Annotated in this window: 25 protein-coding genes; 7 read left to right on the top strand and 18 right to left on the bottom strand. The window is 66.7% G+C overall.

From position 1 onward, the window contains the following. The first annotated feature begins 41 nt into the window (after nucleotides 1-41). The 5 genes from sdhC (at nucleotide 42) to HLH29_RS04475 (ending at nucleotide 4,464) form a co-directional block, all read left to right on the top strand. On the top strand, nucleotides 42-506 hold the full coding sequence (gene sdhC / locus HLH29_RS04495; RefSeq protein ID WP_182964807.1) for a succinate dehydrogenase, cytochrome b556 subunit: 465 nt from the start codon (nucleotides 42-44) through the stop codon (nucleotides 504-506). Nucleotide 507: 1 nt separating this feature from the next. After that, nucleotides 508-930, top strand: a complete 423-nt coding sequence (sdhD, locus tag HLH29_RS04490; RefSeq protein WP_182964806.1) for a succinate dehydrogenase, hydrophobic membrane anchor protein — start codon at nucleotides 508-510, stop codon at nucleotides 928-930. Between the two features lie 123 nt (nucleotides 931-1,053). Beyond that, nucleotides 1,054-2,865 (top strand): succinate dehydrogenase flavoprotein subunit, encoded by a 1,812-nt coding sequence (gene sdhA / locus HLH29_RS04485; protein ID WP_182964805.1) that lies wholly within the window; start codon nucleotides 1,054-1,056, stop codon nucleotides 2,863-2,865. 27 nt (nucleotides 2,866-2,892) lie between these two features. Next, nucleotides 2,893-3,675 (top strand): succinate dehydrogenase iron-sulfur subunit, encoded by a 783-nt coding sequence (locus tag HLH29_RS04480; RefSeq protein ID WP_182964804.1) that lies wholly within the window; start codon nucleotides 2,893-2,895, stop codon nucleotides 3,673-3,675. Between the two features lie 126 nt (nucleotides 3,676-3,801). Further along, complete coding sequence (locus HLH29_RS04475; protein WP_182964803.1) at nucleotides 3,802-4,464, top strand: protein-tyrosine phosphatase family protein; 663 nt, start codon at nucleotides 3,802-3,804, stop codon at nucleotides 4,462-4,464. A 90-nt stretch (nucleotides 4,465-4,554) separates the two neighbouring features. On the opposite strand, the gene HLH29_RS04470 is transcribed toward HLH29_RS04475, so the two are convergent. The 5 genes from HLH29_RS04470 to HLH29_RS04450 all read right to left on the bottom strand — a co-directional run bounded on the left by HLH29_RS04470 (nucleotide 4,555) and on the right by HLH29_RS04450 (nucleotide 8,711). Further along, on the bottom strand, nucleotides 4,555-5,100 hold the full coding sequence (locus HLH29_RS04470) for a helix-turn-helix domain-containing protein (RefSeq protein ID WP_182964886.1): 546 nt from the start codon (nucleotides 5,098-5,100) through the stop codon (nucleotides 4,555-4,557). A 169-nt stretch (nucleotides 5,101-5,269) separates the two neighbouring features. After that, nucleotides 5,270-6,760: an apolipoprotein N-acyltransferase gene (gene lnt / locus HLH29_RS04465; RefSeq protein ID WP_182964885.1), complete on the bottom strand. Its 1,491-nt coding sequence runs from the start codon at nucleotides 6,758-6,760 to the stop codon at nucleotides 5,270-5,272. A gap of 121 nt (nucleotides 6,761-6,881) precedes the next feature. Next, nucleotides 6,882-7,727, bottom strand: coding sequence for a GNAT family N-acetyltransferase (locus tag HLH29_RS04460; RefSeq protein ID WP_182964802.1), 846 nt, complete (start codon nucleotides 7,725-7,727; stop codon nucleotides 6,882-6,884). Continuing rightward, on the bottom strand, nucleotides 7,724-8,215 hold the full coding sequence (locus HLH29_RS04455) for a Fur family transcriptional regulator (RefSeq protein WP_246373785.1): 492 nt from the start codon (nucleotides 8,213-8,215) through the stop codon (nucleotides 7,724-7,726). The genes HLH29_RS04460 and HLH29_RS04455 overlap by 4 nt, the downstream gene beginning before the upstream one ends. A gap of 91 nt (nucleotides 8,216-8,306) precedes the next feature. After that, on the bottom strand, nucleotides 8,307-8,711 hold the full coding sequence (locus HLH29_RS04450; RefSeq protein ID WP_182964801.1) for a MucR family transcriptional regulator: 405 nt from the start codon (nucleotides 8,709-8,711) through the stop codon (nucleotides 8,307-8,309). A gap of 89 nt (nucleotides 8,712-8,800) precedes the next feature. Between HLH29_RS04450 and HLH29_RS04445 the strand changes: the two genes are divergently transcribed. Beyond that, nucleotides 8,801-9,058, top strand: a complete 258-nt coding sequence (locus HLH29_RS04445; RefSeq protein ID WP_182964800.1) for a sulfurtransferase TusA family protein — start codon at nucleotides 8,801-8,803, stop codon at nucleotides 9,056-9,058. A gap of 15 nt (nucleotides 9,059-9,073) precedes the next feature. Here the strand turns inward: HLH29_RS04445 and HLH29_RS04440 are convergent, their stop codons facing one another. The 4 genes from HLH29_RS04440 to HLH29_RS04425 are packed head-to-tail and all read right to left on the bottom strand — an operon-like array spanning nucleotide 9,074 to nucleotide 11,435. Then, entirely contained in the window at nucleotides 9,074-9,559 is a 486-nt protein-coding gene (locus tag HLH29_RS04440) for a GNAT family N-acetyltransferase (protein ID WP_338030174.1), read from the bottom strand. Continuing rightward, nucleotides 9,556-10,233, bottom strand: a complete 678-nt coding sequence (gene tsaB / locus HLH29_RS04435; protein ID WP_338030173.1) for a tRNA (adenosine(37)-N6)-threonylcarbamoyltransferase complex dimerization subunit type 1 TsaB — start codon at nucleotides 10,231-10,233, stop codon at nucleotides 9,556-9,558. Before tsaB ends, HLH29_RS04440 begins: the two co-directional genes overlap by 4 nt. A gap of 18 nt (nucleotides 10,234-10,251) precedes the next feature. Continuing rightward, complete coding sequence (locus HLH29_RS04430) at nucleotides 10,252-10,836, bottom strand: malonic semialdehyde reductase (RefSeq protein ID WP_182964798.1); 585 nt, start codon at nucleotides 10,834-10,836, stop codon at nucleotides 10,252-10,254. A 35-nt stretch (nucleotides 10,837-10,871) separates the two neighbouring features. Next, nucleotides 10,872-11,435: a NifU family protein gene (locus tag HLH29_RS04425; RefSeq protein WP_182964797.1), complete on the bottom strand. Its 564-nt coding sequence runs from the start codon at nucleotides 11,433-11,435 to the stop codon at nucleotides 10,872-10,874. A 367-nt stretch (nucleotides 11,436-11,802) separates the two neighbouring features. On the opposite strand from HLH29_RS04425, the gene HLH29_RS04420 reads away from it, so the two are divergent. Beyond that, complete coding sequence (locus HLH29_RS04420; protein ID WP_182964796.1) at nucleotides 11,803-12,831, top strand: YncE family protein; 1,029 nt, start codon at nucleotides 11,803-11,805, stop codon at nucleotides 12,829-12,831. Here the strand turns inward: HLH29_RS04420 and HLH29_RS04415 are convergent. The 9 genes from HLH29_RS04415 to HLH29_RS04375 all read right to left on the bottom strand — a co-directional run bounded on the left by HLH29_RS04415 (nucleotide 12,789) and on the right by HLH29_RS04375 (nucleotide 24,126). After that, nucleotides 12,789-14,207: an ATP-binding protein gene (locus HLH29_RS04415; protein WP_182964795.1), complete on the bottom strand. Its 1,419-nt coding sequence runs from the start codon at nucleotides 14,205-14,207 to the stop codon at nucleotides 12,789-12,791. The two genes, HLH29_RS04420 and HLH29_RS04415, sit on opposite strands and share 43 nt — an antisense overlap. 367 nt (nucleotides 14,208-14,574) lie before the next feature. Beyond that, complete coding sequence (locus HLH29_RS04410) at nucleotides 14,575-15,369, bottom strand: response regulator transcription factor (protein WP_246373783.1); 795 nt, start codon at nucleotides 15,367-15,369, stop codon at nucleotides 14,575-14,577. Between the two features lie 166 nt (nucleotides 15,370-15,535). Next, a complete protein-coding gene (locus HLH29_RS04405) occupies nucleotides 15,536-16,783 on the bottom strand; it encodes a tetratricopeptide repeat protein (protein ID WP_246373781.1) in 1,248 nt (415 codons plus the stop codon). Nucleotides 16,784-16,787: 4 nt separating this feature from the next. Further along, a complete protein-coding gene (locus tag HLH29_RS04400) occupies nucleotides 16,788-17,222 on the bottom strand; it encodes an ExbD/TolR family protein (protein ID WP_182964794.1) in 435 nt (144 codons plus the stop codon). Nucleotides 17,223-17,368: 146 nt separating this feature from the next. Beyond that, complete coding sequence (locus HLH29_RS04395) at nucleotides 17,369-17,794, bottom strand: ExbD/TolR family protein (RefSeq protein WP_182964793.1); 426 nt, start codon at nucleotides 17,792-17,794, stop codon at nucleotides 17,369-17,371. A gap of 2 nt (nucleotides 17,795-17,796) precedes the next feature. Then, nucleotides 17,797-18,831, bottom strand: coding sequence for a MotA/TolQ/ExbB proton channel family protein (locus HLH29_RS04390; RefSeq protein WP_182964792.1), 1,035 nt, complete (start codon nucleotides 18,829-18,831; stop codon nucleotides 17,797-17,799). A 92-nt stretch (nucleotides 18,832-18,923) separates the two neighbouring features. Further along, nucleotides 18,924-19,583 (bottom strand): energy transducer TonB, encoded by a 660-nt coding sequence (locus HLH29_RS04385; RefSeq protein ID WP_182964791.1) that lies wholly within the window; start codon nucleotides 19,581-19,583, stop codon nucleotides 18,924-18,926. A 587-nt stretch (nucleotides 19,584-20,170) separates the two neighbouring features. Then, a protein-coding gene (gene prfB, locus HLH29_RS04380; protein WP_182964790.1) for a peptide chain release factor 2 occupies nucleotides 20,171-21,302 on the bottom strand; the annotation gives its coding sequence in 2 pieces (ribosomal slippage) (nucleotides 20,171-21,232 and nucleotides 21,234-21,302; 1,131 coding nt in all). Nucleotides 21,303-21,372: 70 nt separating this feature from the next. Then, complete coding sequence (locus HLH29_RS04375; RefSeq protein WP_182964789.1) at nucleotides 21,373-24,126, bottom strand: penicillin-binding protein 1A; 2,754 nt, start codon at nucleotides 24,124-24,126, stop codon at nucleotides 21,373-21,375. Nucleotides 24,127-24,137: the final 11 nt, after the last annotated feature.

The following is a 24,137-nucleotide window of genomic DNA, read 5'->3' as shown; positions in this document are numbered from 1 at the left end:
AACAAACCGGAGCCATAATCAGGGAAATCGACGAGACGACCATGCAGGATGTCCGTGATGCGCTCTATATAGGGCACCGAAGCGACGGAACACTGACCCGGCGACCCATGTCCCCGCATCTCCAGGTCTATCGCTTCCGCCTCTCCATGTTTCTTTCGATTGCGAACCGGGCAGCCGGCGTCGCGGCGGCGGCAGGGTCCGCGCTGGGCGTCTGCTGGCTGAACGCTGCGTCGAAAGGGCCAGAATCCTTCAAGAAGGTTCAGAAGGTCACCCGCAATCCGCTGGGCAAGCTGGCCCTGGCGGGGTGGACGCTGGCGCTGGTCTATCATTTCGTCGCGGGACTGCGGCATCTCGCATGGGATGCCGGCTACCGCTTCGAAAAGAAGGAGATCAACGAGGACGGCCCGGTGGCCGTGGGTGTGACGGTGGGCGCCACGCTGGTGCTGCTGGCCAGCATCTTCGGCGTCGCCGCCTGTCGTTCCAGAAAGAAGAAGAAGGCATCCTGACATGAACGCGTCCCATACGCCGCGCATCGATGTCATGCGCTCCCAGCTGGCTCGGGCCCGTGGCCTCGGCTCGGCCAAGACCGGTGTCGACCATTGGTGGCTGGAGCGGATGTCCGCCGTGGCGCTGGTCCCCCTCTCGGGCTGGTTCGTGCTGCAGGTCCTGCGCCTGGCCGGCGCCGAACAGCAGGACGTCGTGGAATGGGGCGGCAAGCCCGCCAATGCCTCGATGCTGCTGGCCCTGATGGTCCTGACCTTCTACCACATGCAGCTGGGCCTGCAGGTCATCATCGATGACTATGTGCATGGCAAGGCGCACCTGCCGGCCAGCCTGTTGCTGAAGGGCGCCGCCCTTCTGATCGGGCTGTTCGCGGTGATCGCCGTCCTGAAGCTGGCGCTGGCTCCGTCGACCAAGGCGGGTGCCTGATCGGGCACCCCCGGACGGTGTCCGGGGGGCCGCGAAGCAAGTGACACAGAGGACAGTTCCGGCCCCGGAGCAGCCGCCTAAGGCGCCCATCGGGCCGGACGAGCATCGGGACACGTCCAAACAATGAATGCGATCACTCTTCCATCATCGAATGCCTACCGCATCATCGACCATGCGTACGACGTCGTCGTCGTCGGTGCCGGTGGCTCGGGCCTGCGCGCGACGCTGGGCATGGGCGCCGCCGGTCTGAAGACCGCCTGCGTCACCAAGGTCTTCCCCACCCGCAGCCACACCGTCGCCGCCCAGGGCGGCATCGGCGCGTCGCTGGGCAACATGGCCGAGGACAATTGGCGCTGGCACATGTACGACACCGTCAAGGGGTCGGACTGGCTGGGCGACCAGGACGCCATCGAATATATGTGCCGCGAGGCCGTGCCGGCGGTGCAGGAACTAGAACATCTGGGTGTTCCCTTCTCGCGCACCGAAGATGGCAAGATCTATCAGCGCCCGTTCGGCGGCCACATGCGCAATTACGGCGAGGCCCCGGTGCCCCGCGCCTGCGCCGCCGCCGACCGCACCGGCCATGCCATCCTGCACACGCTGTACCAGCAGTGCCTGAAGCATAACGTCGAATTCTTCGTCGAATATTTTGCCATCGACCTGATCATGGACGACGAAGGCGCCTGCCGTGGCGTGGTCGCCTGGTGCCTGGAAGACGGCACGATCCATCGCTTCCGCGCGCAGACGGTGGTGCTGGCAACCGGCGGCTATGGCCGCGCGTACCAGTCCTGCACCTCGGCCCATACCTGCACCGGCGATGGCGGCGGCATGGCGATGCGCGCCGGTGTGCCGACGCAGGACATGGAATTCGTCCAGTTCCACCCCACGGGCATCTACCCGGCCGGCTGCCTGCTGACCGAAGGCTGCCGTGGCGAAGGCGGATACCTGACGAACTCCGAAGGCGAGCGCTTCATGGAACGCTACGCGCCGACCGCCAAGGATCTGGCGTCGCGCGACGTGGTCTCGCGCTCCATGACCATCGAGATCAACGAAGGCCGTGGCTGTGGTCCGAACAAGGACTACATCATGATGCATCTGGAGCATCTGGGCGCGGACCTGCTGCATGAGCGCCTGCCCGGCATCTCCGAAACCGCGCGCATCTTCGCCGGTGTCGACGTGACCAAGGAGCCGGTGCCCGTCCTGCCGACCGTGCATTACAATATGGGCGGCATTCCCACGAACTATCATGGCGAGGTCATCCGCCCCACCGCCGACAATCCCGATGCCGTCGTCCCCGGCCTGATGGCGGTGGGCGAGGCCGCGTGCGTGTCGGTGCATGGCGCCAACCGCCTGGGCACCAACTCGCTGCTGGATCTGGTCGTGTTCGGCCGCGCCGCCGCCAAGCGCGCCGCCGAGATCATCAAGCCGCTGGAGACCATCGCGCCGCTGCCGCCCAAGGCCGGCGAGGCCGCGCTGGACCGTCTGGACAGGCTGCGCAACGCCCGCGGCGGCACCCATGTGTCGGCCATGCGCGACACGCTGCAGCGCACGATGCAGAAGCACGCCGCGGTGTTCCGCAATTCCAAGAGCCTTGCGGAAGGTGTCGAGAAGATCAAGGACATCTGGACCGGCCTGCCCGATCTGGAAATCTCGGATCGTTCGCTGATCTGGAACACCGACCTGATGGAAGCGTTGGAGTTCGAGAACCTGCTGGCCAACGCCACGGTCACGATGGCGGGCGCCGAAGCCCGGCACGAAAGCCGCGGCGCCCAGGCGCACGACGACTATCCCGACCGCGACGACAAGGAATGGATGAAGCACACTGTCGCCCATCTGGACGACAAGGGCGGCGTCACCCTGACCTACCGCCCGGTGCATATGAAGACGCTGACCGACGAGGTCCAGGTCTTCCCCCCCAAGAAGCGCGTCTACTGAGCGAAGCGGCGGAAAAGGAACGAGACGATGGTCGAATTCAGCCTGCCAAAGAACAGCACGATCGGGAAGGGCCGCACCTTCCCGGCCGCGCCCGGTGCCAAGAACGTCAAGCCGTTCCGGATCTATCGCTGGAATCCGGACGATGGCGCCAACCCGGTGGTCGACACCTACGAGCTCGATCTCGACGCGATCGGCCCGATGGTGCTGGACGCGCTGATCCACATCAAGAACAACGTCGACACGACGCTGACCTTCCGGCGTTCGTGCCGCGAGGGCATCTGCGGCTCGTGCGCGATGAATATCGACGGCGAGAATACGCTGGCGTGCCTCAAGCCGATCAAGGACGTGAAGGACGCGGTTTCGATCTATCCGCTGCCGCACATGCCCGTGGTCAAGGACCTGGTCCCCGACCTGAACGGCGCCTATGCCCAGCTCCGCTCGATCGAACCCTGGCTGAAGGCCGACACCGCGCCGCCGCCGGATTCCGAGCGCCGCCAGAGCATCGAGGAACGCGAAAAGCTGGACGGGATGTGGGAATGCATCCTGTGCTTCTGCTGCACGACCTCGTGCCCGTCCTACTGGTGGAACGGTGACCGGTATCTGGGCCCGGCCACCCTGCTGGCAGCCTATCGCTGGATTGCCGACAGCCGTGACGAACATACGGGCGACCGGCTGGATGCGCTGGAAGATCCGCTGAAGCTCTATGCCTGCCGCACGATCATGAACTGCACCCAGACCTGCCCCAAGGGCCTGAACCCGGCGAAGGCGATCGCCCGGATCAAGGAACTGCAGCTGGAACGCAAGGTCTGATCGTCGATATCCCCATCCCGCCTGCCGGGAAGAGATTGCCAGGCGGGAAGAGATTGACTGAGGGGGCGCCGGATGAGACACATCCGGCGCCCTTTCTTTTTGCCCCGACCGAGGAAGCCGCCCGCCGTGTTCGAAGGATCTCTGGCCGCGCCCGGCGGCAGAAGGCGGGCGTGGATCGACAGCCTGTTCGTCGATCACGCCATCTTCCGCATCCCCTGGACCAATCTCGCCCCCGTCATCCCGGGCAAGGTCTATCGCTGCAATCACCCGACCCCGGCCCGGCTGGCGGCTGCCATGCGCCGCCATAACCTGCGGACGCTGGTCAATCTGCGCGGGCACCGCAAATGCGGATCGGACGCCCTGTCGCGCGCGGCCGCGGCCCGGCTGGGGCTGACCCATCTGGACATGGCCTTCGAAAGCCGGGGCGCGCCGCATCGCGACCGTATCCTGCGTTTTGCCGCGATGTATCGGACGCTCGATTTCCCGATGCTGATGCACTGCAAATCCGGCGCCGACCGGGCAGGCCTGGCCTCGGGACTGGTCATCCTGTTCGAAGGGGGTAGCGCCGCACAGGCGCTGCGCCAGCTTTCATGGCGGTTCGGCCATTTCAACCGCTCGCGCACCGGCATCCTCGACGCGTTCTTCCTGCGCTACCAGCAGCAGGCCGAAGGCCGCATCCCTTTCCTGGACTGGGTGCGCGACGAGTATGACGAAAAACAACTGCGCCAGGATTTCGTCGCCGGCAGGCTGGCATCCTTCGTCAACGACCAGGTACTGCGCCGCGAATGAGACGAGGGCTCTCGCCCTTGTCCCCAAACGACCGGTTTCCAAAGGCGCCGCCTTTGGCGGAGTGCGGGGCAGAGCCCCGCGAAAGCCCCCTTATTCAGGCGGAATCATCATCCGGATCAGATCCAGCACCCGCCGGCGGGTCGCCGCATCCTCGATCCGGTAATAGGTGCGCACCAGTTCGATCGTCTCGCGGCGCGACAGCAGGGCCATTTCGCTGGCCGACGCCACCGGGCCATCGGACGAACCGCCGAAGGCTTCCTGAGCCTGGGCAAAGCCGAGCGCTTCGGCACTGCCCCGGCCGACCGGCCGGCGACCATGCTCCAGCCCGTCGAAAAAGAAACTGACCGGCACGTCCAGCACGTCCGACAGTTCATAGAGCCGCGAGGCGCTGACCCGGTTGGTTCCGCGCTCGTATTTCTGGACTTGCTGGAAGGTGAGGCCCAGCGCCTCGCCAAGGCGCTCCTGCGACATGCCCAACAATGTACGGCGAAGCCGGATACGACCGCCGACATGAACATCCACAGGTTTTGGACCAGCGCTCAGCTTATCGGTCAACAGATCTTCTTGCCCCTTGGCATCAGCGTGGTCCGGCATGCGACGGGTCGAATAATGCGACATTAACATTTCATTTACCATCATCCTGTCAGGCCGCTAACTGACAATTCAACAATCAATCTGTAAGATGGACGGGGCAGACGATCCGCTCGGCATCGACTCGGCATCGGCACTTGGCTGTGCCATACGGCGGGCGCATATCTGATACCAGAAATGGTCATATATCGCCACGGAATCGTGCGGGATCCAGCTACAAGCGGCGCGCGACCGGCCTTCTGCCAATTCCGGGCACCCACGCCCCCAGCGCGGGCAGCAGCATTGCCGCTGCCAGCAGGATCGGGACCCAGCGCCCCCAGCGACCGAAGAACGTCTCGGGCAGGGGGGCCCCCAGGGAAACGACCAGCGCCCCCTGCCGGTCCCAGCCCAGTCGCGCCAGTTCATGCCCATGGGCGTCGAACGCGGCGGAAATGCCGGTATTGGCGGCGCGCGCCACCGGCAGCCCTTCCTCGACCGCACGCATGCGCACCGCCGCCAGATGCTGGCGCGGGCCGGCACTGTCGCCGTACCAGGCGTCGTTGGTGACATTGACCAGCCAGTCCGGCCGATCCTTCGCATCCACGACCTGGCCCGAGAAGATCACCTCGTAACAGATCAGCGGGCCGACAGGCGCCACATCGGGCAGATGCCAGGTCTGGACACCATTCCCCGCCGCCATGCCTTCGCCGGGGACGACATGGAACGGCAGAAAACGGGGCTGATATTCGCCGAACGGCACCAGATGGGATTTATCGTAGACATCGGCCACCTGTCCCTCGGGACCGGTGACCGCCATCACGCTGTTGCGCCATCTGCCTTCGGAATCGGCACGCATGGCGCCGATCAGCCCTGCGGCAGCCCCTTCGCCGGCGCGGGCAATCATCTGTCGCGCGATATCGTCCTGCTGCAACAGGCCCGGAAACGCCGATTCGGGCCAGACGAACACCACCGGCCGCTCGCCGGCCACGGGCAGCGCACGGGCGACGCCGGAGCGGGTCAGCGCCAGATAGCGGCGGAAGATCGCCACATTGTCACTGCCGTCGATCTTCTCGGTTTCCGGCACGTTGCCCTGCACCAGTACCACGGTCGGGTTGCGGGTGGGGGGCAGCGGCGTCAGGGCCAGCCGGCTCCAGCCTGCCAGCCCCCAGACCGTCAGCCCGGCCAGGGCCGCCAGCACGCCGCGACGCCCCGCCTGCGGCAGCAGCGCCAGCAGGACGGTACACAGGGTCAGCCCATCGACGCCGATCCAGGCCGCCGGCTGGATCATCACGTCGCCCAGCCGGCCCGGCAATTCCCAGGTCGTTCCCAGTGGATTCCACGGAAAGCCGCTGAAGATAAAGACGCGGGCCATGTCGAACAGGGTCCACAAGCCGGCGAACGCCAGCAGGCGCCGCCAGCCTACGGGGGCCAGGCGGCACAGCGCGGCCGGCAATGCCGCAATGGGGGCGAGGATCAGCGCACAGCCGGGAGAGGCCAGCGGCACCAGCCACCAGAACGTATCCGCACGGACCAGAATCGCATCGGTCAGCCAGTACAGTCCGGCCGTGTGAAGCCCCAGCCCGAACAGGAAGCCGCGCCGCGCGGCACCCCGCCACGAGCCGGCGGCGTCGATCGCCGCCGTCAGCACGGCGAAGCAGGGTATCAGGATCGGAAACAGATCGACCGGCGGAAAGGCCAGCGCGGCCAGCGCGCCGGCCAGCAGCATCAGCAGGTCGGCCCGCCATCCGCCGGCCCCGATCACGCGTGCGAGCCCACTCCCCAGCCAGAAGGGCGGAACCGGCGCAACGGGCAGAGCCGCATTCGGCGCAGATCCCCCCGCAAGAGCCCTAGTCGAGAGCGTCACGCAGCCGTCGTTCGTAATGACGGTAATATTTGTCGGCCAGCAATTCGCTCTTCACGATCACGGCCACATCGGTGGTGTTGAACTGATCGTCCACCACGGCCCCGTCGCCGATATAGCCGCCCAGCCGCAGATACCCCTTGATCAGGGGCGGCAGCCGGGCGAGGCAGCGGCGATGATCCAGCAGGTTCGGATCGGCCCGCAGCATCTCGACCCGCCGATGCGGCAGCGCGCGCAGCCTGAGCGCGGGCGGGGCCAGATGATTGTGATAGAGATAGGTCAGTTCGTCGGCCAGCGGGGCCGGATCGGTTCCCGGCAGGCTGGCGCAGCCGAACAGCACATCGATCCGGTGCAGGAAGATGTACGAGGCGATGCCGCGCCACAGCAACTGCATCGCCGCCCGGCCGCGATAGTTCGGATCGACGCAGGAACGCCCGACTTCCAGCAGCCGTCCCGGAAAATCGGTCAGCGGCGACAGATCGTATTCGCCCGAGCTGTAGAAACGCCCGACCTTGCGCGCATTGTCGCCCTGCAACAGCCGGTAGGTGCCGACCACGCCCTTGGCGCCCGAGGAAATCGCGTGGTCGATCACCAGCAGATGATCGGCATATTCGTCGAATTCATCGACATCGCGGCGGGTGCGCAAGGTCCGCTCATCCGGCCGCGCGCCCATCTCCTCGTAGAACACGCGATAGCGCAGCGCCTGGGCGGCATCGCGTTCGGCATCGTTGGCGGCGATGCGCACACCCAGATTGCCGCCGCGCAGTTCGGGAAACCCGTCCCGTTCAAATTCCAGGGTCGACAGCGACCGGATCGGTTTTTCGAGGCTCAACGACGTGATCCATCCTTGCTTGCCGCACGGGCGGCCCGGGCCGGCTTGTCATCCGGCGATGCCGGCCTGCGACGCGCGAACAGTTCCAGACGATGGGAAACGAGGTCGAAGCCCAGCCGCTCGGCAATCCGATGCATCAGGGCCGTATGTTCCGCATCTTCAAACTCGACGACCTTGCCGGTGTCGACATCGATCAGATGATAATGGTCGCCTTCCTCGGTCGCCTCATAGCGCGCGCGCCCGCCGCCGAAATCCCGACGCTCAAGGATACCCTTTTCTTCCAGCAGGCGCACCGTCCGATAGACGGTCGCGACCGAGATCCGGGCATCGAGGCTGACCGCGCGGCGGTACAGCTCCTCGACATCCGGATGATCCTCGGCCTCGGACAGTACGCGCGCGATCACGCGGCGCTGGCCCGTCATTTTCAGGCCCCGCTCTATGCACATCCGGCCGATGCGCGATTCCATGGCATCGCCCGACGCTACCATGTCGGCAGTCCGGCCCGAACCTCAGACGTTTGGTCCAACGAAGCTACCGCCTCCTCCGACAAGGGCCGACCCGTCGCCGGGCGCCCCATATTCATTCCCCGCGCTTCGTACCCAGTCCGATTTTCCGCGCGAGGGACGACCGGTGGCTCGCATAGTTCGGTGCCACCATCGGGTAATCATGCGGCAGGCCCCACCGCTCCCGATACTGGTCCGGGGTCAGGTTATAGGCCGTTTTCAGGTGCCGTTTCAACATTTTCAGCTTCTTGCCGTCTTCCAGGCAGACGATATAGTCCGGAAAGACCGACCGCTTGGGCGAAACCGCCGGCACCGGGCGCTCGGGCTCCGGCGCCACGCGGCCCAGCCCGTCCAACGTGCCATAGATCTGCCGGATCAGGTCCGGCAGGGCAGCGGCCTCGACAGCATTGCCCGAGACATAAGCCGCCGCGATCTGCGCGGTCAGGTCCCGCAGAGTGTTGTTTGCCATTTCAGTGGCCATGTCCAAGATCCTGCCAGTCAAAATAAACGCATCTCTATATAATTGAACCCGACGCCATCGCAACCATACTCGGACAGAAGGAGATAGTGATGAACGATCTGGAAAGCGCGGCACTCGACATTACTGGCGAGACCTGTCCCATGACTTTCGTGCGCACGCGCCTGGCGCTCGATCGACTGCCGAACGGCGGTTGCCTGCGGGTTCGGCTACGGGGCGCGGTGCCGCTCGACAATGTCAGCCGCAGCGTCCGGCAGTTGGGTCACGCGATCACGGCACAGACCGATCACGGTAACGAGATCCACGAAATCCTGATCGTCAAGGCATCTGCCGACCCCGGCCCGTCATGAAAATTTCATGGGCCGTCACGGCGCCGGAGGCGTTCCGTCCGTCAATGCCCGCTCAAGCACCAGCGCATCGGCACCATCGGGATAATAAGCGCGGCGCCGACCGATTTCGCTGAATCCCGCCCCCCGATACAGCGCCTGGGCGGCCACGTTGGCCGCCGAGACTTCCAGGATCAGCCGGGCCGCCCCCTGGGCCACCACCTGCCCTTCCATCCAGTCCAGCAGCGCGCCCCCCATCCCCCGCCGGCGCGCCGGGCCCGCAACGGCCAGGGTCAGGATCTCGGCCTCGTCGGCCGCGACCCGGCCGATGATGAACCCGTCGGGCACCGGCTCGTCCCCCATCCGCCCCAGCCCGACCAGCACGCCGGGCATCGCCAGCACCGCGTCCATCGCGGCGGCGTCCCAACATTCGGCGGGCGGAAAAGCGGTGCGGTGCAGGGCGGCGAGCAGCGCCCCCATATGCGCGCCACCCGGACCGATGACGGGTCCCGTTGCGCCGGTCACAACGCGCCGGGGGCCGGGCGCAGCCCCGCCGCAGGCAGTTTCGCCTCGGGCGGATCGACGTAAAGCGGCAGGATCTCGCGCGCCGCCAGCCCGGCTGCCCGGCGGTCCAGGGCCGCCTGCGCGATCATCACCCCATCGGGCACGGTCCGCGACGACAGGGCGATATCGTCCCGCCCCGCGCCGCGTGCCGCCAGCATGCCGGCCGCCGCGTCGCCCGCCAGCAGCAGCCTGCCGGGCGGAAAGACGAAATCGTCACACATCGCGGCCCGCACCACGCCATCCTGCTCGACGAAGATGCGGCCACGCCGCGCAAAGGACAGGCACAGCACCGCCCGCCCGGGCCCGGCCTCTTCCCGCAGGGCACGGGCCATGGCCTCGCCGCTCGTGATACCCGCCAGGGCGCAGCCCGTCCCCAGCGCCAGACCGTGCGCCAGGGCCAGCGACGCCCGCAATCCGGTGAACGAGCCTGGCCCGACGACCACCGCGATCAGATCAAGATCCGCCGGCCGCCATCCGCATGCCGCCAGCAGCGCGCTGCAATGGGCAGGCATCGCTTCCGCGCCCCCGCGTCCGGGCAGGTCGAGCATCCGCACGGGATGCAGCGCGCCCTCTTCCTCCTGGACACAGCCCAGCAGGGCAGTCGCCTCCGCTCCGGCCGGGGCGGCGTTGATCACCAGAATCCGCACGTGGGGTCAGAGCATCAGGCAGGCATCGTCGAAGGACAGGCGCGGCGCGCGCGGCCGCTCGGGCTGTCCATCGGCATAGCCCAGGCTGACCAGGAAATTGACCCGCCAGCCCTGCGCGGCCAGGAACGCATCCTCGACCGCATAGGCGTCGAAGCCGGAAATCGGCAGCACATCCAGCCCCAGCGCCCGCGCGGCCATGATCAGGTACCCCCCTTGCAGGGTGCCGTTGCGAAAGGCCGTTTCCTCGGCCAGCCCGACATCGGCGGCGAACCAGGCCCGCAGGCCTGGCTCGGGGTTCAGGGTCGCGAAACGGTCGAAGAACAGCGGATCGTGTGCCACGATCACCGTGACCGGCGCGGACAGCACCTTGTCGACATTGCCCTCGGACAGGGTGGCACGCAGCCTTTCGCGATTGTCGGCGGAGCGCAGGAACACGAAACGAGCGGGCGAGCAATTGCCCGAGGTCGGCCCCAGCCGCACCAGGTCGTACAGGCGATGCAGCACATCGTCCGTCACCGGTTCGTCGCGCCAGCGCTCGGGCGTGCGCGCCGTACGGAACAGCAGGTCCAGCCCGGCTTCGTCCAGAACCATGTCGTCTCCCACCTTGCGTAACGGTGACCGAAAGGTCAGGCGTCCACCTGCTCGACCGACACCACTTCCGGCACATAGTGCCGCAACATGTTCTCGACGCCATGCTTCAGCGTCGCCCGCGAGGACGGACAGCCCGAGCAGGCGCCCTGCATCGTCAGGCGCACCACGCCGTCGCGATAGCCGCGGAACACGATGTCCCCGCCATCGCCGGCCACGGCCGGACGGACGCGCGTGTCCAGCAGCTCCTTGATCTGGCGGACGATTTCCTCATCCTCCGGCGCGATCAGCTCTTCCTCGACCGCCGTATCCTCCTCGACCACCGGGCGGCCGGAGACGAAGAAATCGACCAGGACCGACAGGATCTGCGGCTTCAGCGCCGACCATTCGACCGTCTCGTCCTTGGTCACGGCCACGAAATCGCCACCCAGGAAGACCCGCGCCACGCCGGGCTGGTCGAACAGGGTTTCCGCCAGCGCGGACCGGCCGGCAACCGCGTCGGGACTGACGAAATCCGCGGTGCTGCGCCCGGGCATGACCGTGCGGCCCGGCAGGAATTTCAGGGTCGCGGGATTGGGGGTATCTTCGGTTTCGATGAACATCGATATGGGCCTTATCCGGCTGGGGGCAGCGCAAGGCGGACCGTGGCGGTCCGGTTACTGTCCAGATGTGCCAAGACGCGCGGCGAAACAAGCCCCTGATGGCGGAATGGAGGCATGCCGCCGCCTGTGGACGAGCCGCCGGAAATGCGTCTGTCCCGCCGGAGATGACGGAAACGCAATCTGTCCTTGCGCGAAGTCATGGCGAAAGCAGCACCCGATGTCCGAAATGCATTGACACACAGAAAGGGCTCTGGCCTTGCATGATGTGGGAGCCGGCCCGCATTTTCGGTCAGGTTCCCGGGCCCGGCGAGGGACGTGCGATCCACGGCTAGGGCCTGTTCTGACCAGCCGAGGCACCGAATCCACCATGCGTTCCGTCCCGCTCCGCCCTACCCGCCTTGTCCGCCGCGCCAGCATGCTGATGATGGCATGCGCGTCGCTGGCCGTTCTCTCCGCCGGGGCCGCGCGAGCCGAGCGCCTGGCCTTCGTGCTGAATTCCGCCGATGCCACGATCAGCGAATTCGATATCGACACCCATCAGGAAATCCGCCGCGTCTCCGTCCTGCGCGAGCCGCACCACACTGCGCCGACGCCCGATGGCAAATATCTGCTGGTCGGCGATACGGCCGGCAACATGCTGTTCTTTCTCGATGCGGTCACCGGCGAGCGGGTGAAGCAGATTCCCGTTGCCGATCCCTACCAGCTTCAGTTCAGCCCCGACGGCCGCTTCTTCACCGTCGCCGGACTGGCCCGCAACCAGGTCGATATCTACGACGCCGCCGACTATCACCTGCTGCACCGCATCCATGTCGACGCGATGCCGAGCCACATGAACTACGCGCCGGATTCCTCGGTGGTGTATGTCAGCCTGCAGGATACCGGAAAGCTGACGGCCATCGAAACGGCGACCGGCAACGTGCTGTGGACATCCGATGTCGGGTCCACGCCCGCCGGCGTGCTGTGGCATAACGGGCAGATCCTGGTCGGCGTGATGGGCACCAGCTATGTCGCGGCCCTGGACCCGACGGACGGCCATATCGCGCGCAAGATCGAAATGGCGCCGGGCCCGCACAATCTGTTCGTCTCGCCCGACCAGAAGCGCCTGTATGTGACCTGCCGCGCCTCAGGCATCATCGAACGGCTGGACTGGGATACGCTGAACGTCGTGCAGTCCTACCACGTGGCGGGCGGCCCGGATGACATCGTCTTCGCGCCCGACGGCAAGATGTGGGCGACGCTGCGCTGGCGGCAGCATGTCGCGATCATCGACCCCACGAGCGGCGAGGTCACCGATACCATCCGCACCGGCCGTTCGCCGCACGGGATCTGGCTGAACACCAACCAGCCCCTGCTTCACCTGTCGCTGGCCGACCGCCCCGCCCTGCCGACACCCTGAGTCTTGCCCGCGCCCTGAGCCTTGCCCCCATTCTGGACCCGCGAGCGGGGCAGCAGGATCTCGGCCCGCAATCCGCCTTCGGGCCGGTTCGCCAGGGTGAACCGGCCCCCTTCACGCGTCACCTCGCGGTTCACGATCGCCAGCCCCAGCCCCAGACCGCCCGTGGACCGCGACCGCGACCCCTCCACGCGATAGAAGGGCGCCAGCACCCGCGTCAGTTCGGCTTCGGGCAGGCCCGGCCCATCATCATCGACCCGTATCCGCAGTCCGTCGGGCGCAACCGACAGGCCCACCCGCGCCGCGCCGCCATAATTGACCGCATTGTCGATCAGATTGCCGAAGACGCGCTTCATCGCCAGCGGCCGGACTTTCACCAGGCAGTGCTCCACGCCGTCATACATGACGTCCCGCCCCTGATCGGCCGCATCGTCGACCAATGTCCTCAGGATCGAGACCAGATCCACCGATCGCACGGTTTCGGGGTCATTCTCGCCGGACAGATAGGCCAGCACGCCGCCGACCATCGCCTCCATCTCCGCGACATCGCTTTCGATCGCGCTCTGCGCTTCCGGATCGTTCAGAAAGCCGGCGCGCAGGCGCAGGCGTGCCAGGGGCGTGCGCAAATCGTGCGACACGGCGGCCAGCGCCTCGGTCCGGTCGGCGATCAGCCGGCGGATGCGATCCTGCATGGCATTGATCGCCCGCGCCAGGTGACGAACCTCCCGCGGTCCCTTCTCCTCGACCGGCACCCAGCGGCCTGAACCGACCCCATCCGCCAGATCCGCCAGGGCCCGAAGCGGCATGCTGAGCGTATGCACCAGCATCGCCGCCGCCAGCAGCACCGCCCCGGCCAGAATGGCGGCCGAGGCCAGGCCCCGCGTCATATGGTGCGGCTGGAGGATATCCGGCGCCACGAAGCCCAGCCGGCTGCCATCGGGCAGCCGCACGATGCCGCGCACGTCGGAGGTGCCGATCTGGGTCGGAGACAGGTTGAGAACCGCCCCTCGCAGGGCTTCGCGGTTCGCCACCAGCCTGTCATGCAGGTCGCGCAGCGCCGCCGGCTCCGGTTTCATGGGCCGGCCCGCCACAGGCGGCCGCCAGTCGAGCGTCAGGTCGCCGGTCGAAAGCATGGCCGCCAGGATCGGCCGCTGGGACAGCGGCGTGGCCGCCAGCACCCGCGCATCGACCGCCAGCCGCTCGCCGATGGCGTCCAACTGCGCATCATCGACCGTATAGGTCTCGGCCTCTTCGTAAAACGCCGAACTGCCCAGGAACACCAGCGCCACCGCCGCCAGCAGCACAAACGTCACCCGCCCGACCAACCCCCGCGGCCAGAGCGTGATCCGCCGCACCCCAGGCGAAGACCCGACAGTCAACGCCCGACCCGGGACGCACGCCAGATCGCCGCCAGCGCATATGGCCGGGAGTGTGTGCGCGGAAACGTGGGCTGGTGAGCAAGAGCGGCCCACAGGGCCGCGCCCGGCGCGTATTTCCGAGCACCGGAGCGGAGCGGCATATATTGCCGTAAGCACCGGAGTGCAGGAAACGCGCGTCGGATCGCCGCCAGCGCATATGGCCGGGAGTGTGTGCGCGGAAACGTGGGCTGGTGAGCGAGAGCGGCCCACAGGGCCGCGCCCGGCGTGCGTTTCCGAGCACCGGAGCGGAGCGGCCTATATGGCCGTGAGCACCGGCGCGCAGGAAACGCGCGTCGGATCGCCACCAGCGCGCGTTTCCGCGCACACACTAGAGGCGTTCTACGGGGGCGGTGAAGATATACCCCAACCCCCGGACGGTCCGGATCAGGGCTTCGGAGTCGTTGCCCAGCTTGCGGCGGAGGCGACTGACCAGAACGTCCACACTGCGATCGGACACATCACCCAGACGCGTGCGCGACAGTTCCAGCAGCCGATCGCGCCCGATCACCCGTTGCGGATTGTCTAGGAAGCTGGCCAGCAGATCATGCTCGGCGCCGGAAATATCCACCACCGCCCCCGAGGGGTCGATCAGTTCGCGCCGGCGCAGATCCAGCGTCCAGCCGGCGAATTTCAGCGTTTCACGGCGCGGGGTGCTGGGCTGAACCCCGGTCACGCCACCGCTGCCGCGCCGCAGCACCGCGCGGACCCGTGCCAGCAATTCCTTCTGGCTGAAGGGCTTGGCCACGTAATCGTCAGCCCCGAGTTCGAGGCCGAGCACGCGGTCCAGTTCTTCGCCCCGGGCCGAAACCATGATGACGGGCGTGTGCCGATCAGGCTGGATGGCCTCGCTACCCGGCGTGCCGCCCCGCCGCAGCGAGCGGCAGAGATCCAGCCCGTTGGTCCCCGGCAGCATCACGTCCAGCACGATCAGGTCGGCGGGTGATGCCGCCAGCGCGGCCCACATCTCGCGCCCATCCTGCACGCCCCGCACGCGATAGCCATCGGCCTGCAAGGCCCTTACCAGCAGGGTGCGCATGCCGGGATCGTCCTCGACGACCAGAATGCGGGCAGGCAGGTCGGAATCTGGGGCGGTCTGGGACATCGTCACGAGGTGAATCGTCATTCCTGAAAGCACTGGCCGCCGGATCGGGCCGGGATGACGGAAGGATACCGCAAAATCGGCATCGGCGAAAAGAACCCCATCAATCAGCAAAGGCCGGGCGGAACGATCCGCCCGGCCTCGCCGTATGCCGGGTCATCATGCCGGGCCGTTCATGCCCGGCCACCGCTCAGTGATGGGCGGCGGCTGCCGGGGTCAGCTTGAGAACCCAGAGCTGGGCGATATCCCGGGCGCCATTCTCGCCCGCGACGGTCTTGAGCGTCGCGATGGCGTCGGCGGTATGCCCGGCCGCCGCCTGCGCCAGCCCGTAATGCAGCTTGCCGATATTGGGGTCCAGCGGCCCCTTCGTCAGCCCCTGCTGCATGACCGCAAGGCCCTTGTCCGCCTGGCCGAAGGTCACGTAATTGTAACCCACGGTCAGCAGCGCATTGCCCGTCGGCGCATTGGCCGCAGCCGCTTCGTCCGCCGCGATGGTGGCCTTCTTGTCGGCCACCGCCTTCACGACCATGGCTTTCAGCTTGGCCTCGCGTGCGGCCCCCGCATCCTTGCCCAGGGCACCGCTGGCGTAACCTGCATTCATCAGGTCCAGCGCCAGTTGCGGCAGGCCCGCCTGCATGGCCAGTTCGGTCATGTCCATGAAATCGGACGGCGCCGTCAGCACGCCCGCCGCCAGCCGGATGCGATAGACATCAAGCTGCAGGCCGGGCGCCACCTTGGGGTTGGTGATCAGCCCATGCAGGATCAGCGCCCAATATTCCGGCTTGGGATAATAGGACACCAGCGTCACATAGGTGTGGTTCAGCCCCGACTGGTCCTTGAGCTGCGTCTGGCAGGCCGCCAGAAGCTGCAGTTGGGACTCGGCGGGCACCTTGCCGGCCTTGAGCGCGGCATCGATCTGCGCCTGCTGGACGCGCGCCGCGTTCTTGTAATCCTGCTGCAGGTAATAGGACTGGATCAGCAGCGTTTCCATCGCCGGGTTGTTGCCGGCGGCTTTCAGATACTGCTCGGTCCCGGCGACGGCCCGGGGATAGTCCTTGGCGGTGTAGGCCATCGTGGCCTCCGCCATCATCATCTGCAGCTTGGCATCCTTGGGAGTGCGGCTGGACGCGATCAGCTTGTCATAGGCGGCCGTCGCCGCCGCCACATCGCCCGACTGCGCCGCGATGGCGGCGCGCATCTGGGTGATGGTATATTCTTCATAGTCCGATTTGCCCGGCACGGCCTCGGCCGCGTCGACGGCGGCCATCGCCTTGGCGTAGCTGTGCGCGGCCAGGGCGGCCTGCGCCTGCTGCAAGGGCTTGCCGACCTTGGCACTCAGGGCATCGGCCGCCAGGGCGGACCCGACCGGCGAGACGGAAAACGGAACGGCGGCGATCACGCCGGCAAGCAGGCCGGCGCGGAACAGACGTAATGACATCAGCTCATTGTCCTTCCATGAACTGATCCTGACCTACGATACCCAGCTTGGTAATGCCAAGCCTCTGGGCATCCGCAAGGACATGCGCCACCGTCTTGTAGTCGGCCAGACGATTGGGATGGATATGCATTTCGGGCTGGTCGGGCAGTGCGGCGGCCTGCTGGAAATGAGCCAGCAGCGATCCCTCGTCCCCGATGGGTTCGCCATTCCAGGAAATGCTGTTGTCGAAATCGATTGCGACCGTCACGACCTTCGGCACGTCGGTCGAGGGCGGCGGGTTGCCCTGGGGCAGGTCCAGCGCGACCGAATGGGTCTGCAGCGGAATGGTAATGATCAGCATGATCAGCAGCACCAACATGACGTCGATCAACGGCGTCGTGTTGATATCGACCATACCTTCGTCTTCGTGGGTACTCTCGGAGCCGACACTCATGCCCATGGCGGTGTACTCTCTAAAAAAACGCGGATGCCGGACCGTTCAGGCCGCCCACCCCTGAACCGGTGCGGACGGGCGAACGCGGCGCCCTGATGTGAGATTCCCGGAAGTCCGGGGCCGGCGCGGGCCGGCCCCTTGTTCCCCGTCGTTCAGTCCGAGTGCGGCTGCTCGGTGATGAAGTCGACGTGGTAGATCCCGGCTTCCTGACAGGTGGCGATCACCCGCCCCACCGATTCGTAGCGCGACTTGGCATCGCCACGGATCTGGATCTGGGGCTGCGGCTTGATCACCGCCACCTTTTCAAGCCTGTCCAGAAGGTCGGCGCGACTTTTGATCGCGATTTCATTCCAGTAGATCTGCCCGTTCTCCGTCACCGCCAGCACCACGTTGCCGGGCTTGGTCTGAGTGGGCTGGTTGGCGTCCTTCGGCAGGGTCACCTTGATCGTGTGTGTTGCGACTGGGATGGTGATCAGGAAGATGATCAGCAGCACCAGCATGACGTCGACAAGTGGAGTGGTGTTGATGGCGGACACCACCTCGTCTTCATCGCCGCCGCCTCCGACTTGCATCGCCATGTTCAGGCAACCCGGTTGGAGGTGGTGGTGGTGGTCGGCGAGCTATCGGGATGAACCACGATTTCCGGCGCAACACCATGACGGAAGCCACCCAGCAGGATCGACTGCAGGTCGGCGGCGAAGTTGCGGACCTTGTCCATGGCGCCCTTGTTGCGGCGGACCAGCAGGTTGTAGCCCAGCACGGCCGGAACGGCGGTGCCCAGACCGATCGCGGTCATGATCAGCGATTCACCGACCGGGCCGGCAACCTTGTCGATCGACGCCTGGCCGGCGATGCCGATGGCGGTCAGGGCGTGATAGATACCCCAGACGGTGCCGAACAGGCCGACGAACGGCGAGGTGGAACCCACGGTGCCGAGGAAGGCCAGGCCACCCTGCATACGCGCCTGGATGGTATCGACGGCGCGCTGGATCGACATCGAGGTCCAGGTATGCAGGTCGATCGATTCCTGCATCGTGCCCTCATGGTGCTCGGCCGCGACGATGCCGGTATCGGCGATGTAGCGGAACGGCGAGGACGGCTTCAGCGCGGCGGCGCCTTCCTGGATCGAGGACTTGGTCCAGAAGGTCGTCGCGGCTTCCTTGGCGGCCGAGAACATACGCATCTGTTCGAAGAACTTCGTGATCATGATGTACCACGTGCCCAGCGACATGACGACCATGATCAGCAGGACGCCGCGGGCGATGATGTCACCATTGCGCCACAGCGCATCCAGGCCATACGGGTTGCCCGCCGGCTTGGCCGGGGCGGCATCTTCCGCCGGCGGCGTCACGGGAGCCGGGGCGGATGCGTCGGCGGCCGGAGCGGCAGGGGCCGAACCATCGGTCGGCGCGGCCGGAGCGGCGGCCGGAGCCGATGCATCGGGCGCCGGAGCGGCCGGCGCCGTGGCGGCGGGAGCCGACGCGTCAGGAGCGGGAGCGGCGGCCGGAGCGGTGGACTGTGCGTCCTGAGCCACCGCGATCACGGGCGATGAGACGCTCAGAATGGCAGCCAGGGCCGACGCGGCAACGACAGGAACACGGTGCAGTCTGGTCATGTACTCCAAATCCTCTGTGGTAAATGGCCCGTTTACCGGAACCCCGGAGCCGTCGGACTTACATCCGGCCGGCCCCGGTCGTTAGGTGACCCTCAGTCGTTGCTGAGCCTGAAGGTAATCGTATACGGATGGCGGAACTCCTTGATGGGCACGCCATTCTTCACCGCCGGCTGATACCGGGCGCGGCGGACGTAATCCAACGCGGCCTGGGAGAAAGCCTGCCCACCCTGCACGCTCGTCACGGCGCAGTTGCTGGTCGCCCCGTCCTGCTCCACGTCGCACACCACGGTCACGCGGCCTTCCCGATTCTCCTCGAGCATTTCCTCGGGATATTCGAGCTTGACGTTGTTGACCGGACGCGCACCCGCCAGATGATCCGGAACCGGCGGCCCGACCGGCGCGTTCTGCGCCGACGGCGGCACAGGCGGCGAAGGCGGCACAGGCTTCGGCGGTGGTGTATGCGTCACCTGCCTGATCACCTGCTGCGGCGGCGGCTGAATCTGGATCTTCGGCGGCGGAATGTACGGCGGCGGCGGCTGCGTCATCACCGGCGGCGGCGGCGGTGGTGGCGGCGGCGGCGGCGGCTTTGGCTCCGTAATAATCTTGGTCTGGATGGGCGGATGCAGCTCCTGGACGATCTTCGCCCCGAGCCCGTTCATCAACGCCCAGATCAGAACCACGTGCAGGAGAACAACGACAGTTATGCCGATGATATGCTTCGTCGGACTGCGTTGTTGTTCCGCGTAGTTCATGTCGAAACCTCCTTAACCCTCTCGTCCACGCCGGTTTCGGCACTCAAAACCACAACAAATCAGGACCACTGCGCAGCGTCCGACCCTCACCCCGGGTAAACCCGGGTCATGCCGTGGCACGAACCACGCACACGTGCGAAAGGGCGTAACAGACTACATCGGGATCGTGCATCCCCTGCGTTCCGACCTGACCGGACAGACATCGAAATGCCGCCAAGCCGTCGAATTGGGCTATTGCGCCCATCCGATGTCAAGCAAGATATTTATCGAATTTGAAACGAGTAATTTGTCATCAGTGGCCCAAAAAATGGCCATATTAACAACCTGTCATAAATGGCCAAAAACTGGCGATTTTTGAGATCGTGCCCGTTTTTCTGCCATTTTTCGCGCCGAGTCCGATTTCGTTGCGAATCCGACACAATGGCTGACCGGCCCCACGCGGCCTCGTTCACCGCGCTGACGAAACCTCAACGCAGGAGGCCGGGACCGGGTTCGAATCCATCGCGCGGCACCGAACCGCACCATGGAGACGGCCAAAAAAAGGGCGGCCGAAGCCACCCTTTCCTGCCGCCGGGGATATCCCGCGATCACTGCGCGGAGGCGCTGGCCTCGGACCGGGTGGCTCCCACCCGGGCAGCCAGGGCCGCCGCCATGAAATCGTCCAGGTCGCCGTCCAGCACGGCGCCGGGATTGCCCCGCTCGACATTGGTCCGCAGGTCCTTCACCAGTTGGTAGGGCGCCAGCACGTAGGAACGGATCTGGTGCCCCCAGCCGATATCGGTCTTTGCCGCCTCGGTCTGGGCTGCGGCGGCTTCGCGCCGCTGCAGTTCCTGCTCGTACATGCGGGCCTTCAGCATCGTCATCGCCGTGGCCCGGTTGCGGTGCTGCGACCGGTCGGTCTGGCAGGCCACGATGATGCCCGTGGGAATATGGGTGATGCGAATCGCGGATTCCGTCTTGTTGACGTGCTGTCCGCCCGCGCCCGAAGCACGGAACGTATCGACCTTCAGGTCGGCTTCGTTGATCTCGATCTCGATCGAATCATCGACCACCGGATAGACCCACACCGAGGCGAAGGAGGTCTGCCGCCGCGCGGCGGCGTCGAAGGGCGAAATCCGCACCAGCCGATGCACGCCGGCCTCGGTCTTCAGCCAGCCATAGGCGTTGGGGCCGGACACCTGGATCGTCGCCGATTTCAGCCCCGCCTGCTCGCCCTCCGAGCTTTCCATCAACGTGACCTTGTAGCCATGCTGTTCGGCCCAGCGCGTGTACATGCGCAGCAGCATCTCGGCCCAGTCCTGGGCCTCGGTACCGCCCGCGCCGGCATTGACTTCCATGTAGCAGTCATTGCTGTCGGCCTCGCCGGACAGCAGGCTCTCGGTCTCGCGGCGCTTGGCCTCGTCGGCCAGGTCGCGCAGCATCCGCGTGGCGTCCTTCAGGACGGCCTCGTCGCCTTCCATCTCGGCCAGTTCGACCAGATCCAGCGTATCGCGGACATCGGCTTCCAGCCGCTGCACCCCCTCGACCTGCCCGGCCAGGAGGGTGCGCTCGCGCATCAGCTTCTGGGCGGCATCCGGATCGTTCCACAGATCCGGGTCCTCCGCCCGGTTGTTCAGTTCGGCCAGGCGGCCAAGTGCGACATCCCAGTCAAAGATGCCTCCTCAGCAGTGCCACCGACTGCTTGATCTGGTCGTTGAGAGCCTCGGTCTCGGCGGACATGGAACAGGAACTCCATCGGTCAAGAGGGGCAGCCGACCGGCGGCCTACCCGACAGGAAATGCAAACGGGGTCAATACAGGCCGCCCATGCCGATGTCACCCCCGGCGGCCGGGGCGGCGGCCGACGGCGCGGGCTGGCCCGGCACGGCGCCGGGGCCGGTCGCGGGGCCGCCTGCCGGCGCGGCGGAGGGCGATGCCGCCATGTCGCTCTCGGAATCCGGCATCGTCTCGGCGCCGGTGTCCTCGGCGGTCAGCGCGCCGGTCGCGGTGGCGTTCAGGTCGGCACTGATGCCCGGCACCTGGTCGGGCTTGAAGGCATCCATCGCCATGCCCATCCCGGTATCGTAACGCGTCAGCGTCAGCCCCTGCGGAACGGGGAAATCCAGCTTCGGCCGGTCGGCCAGTACCGCCTTCATCACCCGGTTCCAGATCGGGCCGGCGATCGTGCCGCCGGTCTCGTTCTTGCCCAGGGTCTGCGGCGTGTCGAACCCGACCCAGACGATCGTCACGATATCAGGCGAGAAACCGGCGAACCACGCATCGTTGAAATTCTGGCTGGTGCCCGTCTTGCCGGCGATGGGGCGGTCGATCCCCTGCCCCGCCCGGGTCCCGGTGCCGCGCAGGATCACGTCGCGCATCATCGTCACGATCTGGAACGCGCTGGCCGGCGAGGCCACCTGCGGCCGCGTATCGACCAGCACCGGCCCATCGGCCGGCGCGGCCATCGCCGCCACAATCGCCGCCTGTGCCAATGCCGGCGTCTGGCCGCTCGCGGAGGCCGATTGCGGCGCCGCAACGGCAGACGCGGGGGCGCCAGATGCGGGCGTGGCGGGACCGGGCGTGGCCGCCGCCTGCAAGCCCAGGCCCGGCGGCTGCCACAGCACATGGCCGTCGCGGTCCTGCACATTGTCGATCAGGGTCGGCGTCACCAGCCGTCCGCCCGCCGCGATGGTGGCATAGGCCCCGGCCTCACGCAGCACGGTCGTCTCCACCGCGCCCAGGGCGGCGGGCAGGACATGGGGCATGGCATCGACCAGTTGCAGCGACATGGCCATGTTCGCCACCGATTTCATGCCGATATGGGCCGCCAGGCGAATGGTCACCAGATTGCGCGATTCCCGCAGCGCGTCATGCAGGGTGGTGGGGCCCCAGAAATCCTTCTCGTAATTGTTCGGGTGCCATGTGCCGTACGAGACTGGGGAATCGTCGAATTTCTGCGACGGCGAAATCCCCTGCTCCATCGCCGTCAGATAGACGAACGGCTTGAAGGACGATCCGGGCTGGCGCAGCGCCTGGGTGGCGCGGTTGAACTGCGACTGGCCGAACGACCAACCGCCCACCATCGCCAGCACCCGGCCCGTCCGCACGTCCATCGTCACCAGCGCGCCTTCGACCTTCGGCACCTGGCGCAGCGCGACCCCGCCGCCCTCGGCCTGCGGCTCGACCATCAGCAGGTCACCCGCATGCGGGGCCCGCATGCGGCGCATCCAGGCCATGTCGCGCGCCAGCAACCGGCCGGTGCGCGGTTCGGCACGCGCCGCCGGCCCTTCCAGCCAGCCGATCTCGCCCGTCGACGGCGACAGCAGGACCCCAAGGCGCCAGGGGTCCAGCATGCCGGGCAGCCGCGCCGTACCAGCCAGGGCGGGGACCCACTGGCCGGCGTTCGCCACACCGTCCAGATGCCCCACCGGCCCGCGCCAGCCGCCATGATCATGGTCATAGGCCATCAGCCCGTCACGCACCGCCGCGGTGGCGATCTGCTGCAGCTGCGGGTCCATGCTGGTATGGACCAGAAGGCCACCCTGCATGGTGGTGTCCTGCCCGTACCGCTCGATCAGCTGGCGGCGGACTTCCTCGCCGAACCATTCCGAACCGGGGACCGGGCCCGGGCGTGTAAAGGATTGCGGCACCAGCGGCTCATTCTGCGCGGCGCGGGCATCGCTATCGGAAATGGCGCCGGTCTCGGCCATGCGTTGCAGCACCCAGTCGCGCCTTCCCTTGGCGGCGTCAGGGAAGCGATAGGGGTTGTAGTTGGTGGGCGATTTCGGCAGCGCGCCCAGGAACGCGGCCTCGGCATCGTCCACCTGGTCCAGCGGCTTGTTGAAATAGGTCTGGGCCGCAGCCCCCACGCCATAGGCACCCGCGCCGAGATAGATTTCGTTCAGGTAGATCTCGAGGATCTTCTCCTTGGGCAGCGTCTGCTCGATCCGGATCGCCAGCAGGGCTTCCCTTGCCTTGCGTTCCAGCGACAGGGTCTGCTTCGATCCCAGCAGCATGATGCGCGCCACCTGCTGGGTGATCGTCGAGGCCCCCATCGGGCGGTGGCCCCTATGCACGGTCAGGTCGCTCAGCCCCGCGCGGATGATCGCGAACGGGTCGACGCCGCCATGGGTATAGAATTTCTGGTCCTCGGCCGCGATGACGGCATTCTTCACCCGGGCCGGAATGGCCGAATAAGGCACGAAGATGCGCCGTTCGGCCGCCAGCTCCGCCATCACCTTGTCATCGCCGGAATAGAGGCGGCTCATGACCGGCGGCTGATAGGTGCGCAGCCCGTCCACCGTCGGCAGGTCGGCCACCAGCTGCTCATATTTCGTCCAGGCCACCAGCCCGCCAGCCAGCGTCACCAGCAGCACCACGGCCGCCCCGCCACCCAGCAGGCGGCGGACCAGCCGGAAGCGCGGCCGGCGCGGGCCGCCGCCCGGCCCGGTCAGGCCGAAGCCACGCCGGGGCTGGCCCGGGGCCGCGCCTTCGACGACATCGCCCCCAACGCGCGAGGTGACAAGCAGCCGGCCGTCACGGCCTGATCCGTTACGAAAAATCATCCAGGGTCCAA

This window comes from Gluconacetobacter tumulicola (genome assembly GCF_014174215.1).
Taxonomy (GTDB): domain Bacteria; phylum Pseudomonadota; class Alphaproteobacteria; order Acetobacterales; family Acetobacteraceae; genus Gluconacetobacter; species Gluconacetobacter tumulicola.
This window is presented reverse-complemented; position numbering and strand designations above follow the sequence as displayed.

Bases quoted from the DNA above. Each gene is read 5' to 3' on its own strand.
- sdhA (WP_182964805.1), top strand. From the start codon at position 1,054: ATGAATGCGATCACTCTTCCATCATCGAATGCCTACCGCATCATCGAC.
- HLH29_RS04395 (WP_182964793.1), bottom strand. From the start codon at position 17,794: ATGGCGATGCAAGTCGGAGGCGGCGGCGATGAAGACGAGGTGGTGTCC.
- sdhD (WP_182964806.1), top strand. From the start codon at position 508: ATGAACGCGTCCCATACGCCGCGCATCGATGTCATGCGCTCCCAGCTG.
- HLH29_RS04425 (WP_182964797.1), bottom strand. From the start codon at position 11,435: ATGTTCATCGAAACCGAAGATACCCCCAATCCCGCGACCCTGAAATTC.
- HLH29_RS04455 (WP_246373785.1), bottom strand. From the start codon at position 8,215: ATGGTAGCGTCGGGCGATGCCATGGAATCGCGCATCGGCCGGATGTGC.
- HLH29_RS04470 (WP_182964886.1), bottom strand. From the start codon at position 5,100: ATGGTAAATGAAATGTTAATGTCGCATTATTCGACCCGTCGCATGCCG.
- HLH29_RS04400 (WP_182964794.1), bottom strand. From the start codon at position 17,222: ATGGGCATGAGTGTCGGCTCCGAGAGTACCCACGAAGACGAAGGTATG.
- HLH29_RS04410 (WP_246373783.1), bottom strand. From the start codon at position 15,369: ATGACGATTCACCTCGTGACGATGTCCCAGACCGCCCCAGATTCCGAC.
- HLH29_RS04390 (WP_182964792.1), bottom strand. From the start codon at position 18,831: ATGACCAGACTGCACCGTGTTCCTGTCGTTGCCGCGTCGGCCCTGGCT.
- sdhC (WP_182964807.1), top strand. From the start codon at position 42: ATGCAGGATGTCCGTGATGCGCTCTATATAGGGCACCGAAGCGACGGA.
- HLH29_RS04385 (WP_182964791.1), bottom strand. From the start codon at position 19,583: ATGAACTACGCGGAACAACAACGCAGTCCGACGAAGCATATCATCGGC.
- lnt (WP_182964885.1), bottom strand. From the start codon at position 6,760: ATGCTGCTGGCCGGCGCGCTGGCCGCGCTGGCCTTTCCGCCGGTCGAT.
- HLH29_RS04480 (WP_182964804.1), top strand. From the start codon at position 2,893: ATGGTCGAATTCAGCCTGCCAAAGAACAGCACGATCGGGAAGGGCCGC.
- HLH29_RS04430 (WP_182964798.1), bottom strand. From the start codon at position 10,836: ATGGTTCTGGACGAAGCCGGGCTGGACCTGCTGTTCCGTACGGCGCGC.
- HLH29_RS04450 (WP_182964801.1), bottom strand. From the start codon at position 8,711: ATGGCCACTGAAATGGCAAACAACACTCTGCGGGACCTGACCGCGCAG.
- HLH29_RS04375 (WP_182964789.1), bottom strand. From the start codon at position 24,126: ATGATTTTTCGTAACGGATCAGGCCGTGACGGCCGGCTGCTTGTCACC.
- HLH29_RS04445 (WP_182964800.1), top strand. From the start codon at position 8,801: ATGAACGATCTGGAAAGCGCGGCACTCGACATTACTGGCGAGACCTGT.
- HLH29_RS04420 (WP_182964796.1), top strand. From the start codon at position 11,803: ATGCGTTCCGTCCCGCTCCGCCCTACCCGCCTTGTCCGCCGCGCCAGC.
- HLH29_RS04405 (WP_246373781.1), bottom strand. From the start codon at position 16,783: ATGTCATTACGTCTGTTCCGCGCCGGCCTGCTTGCCGGCGTGATCGCC.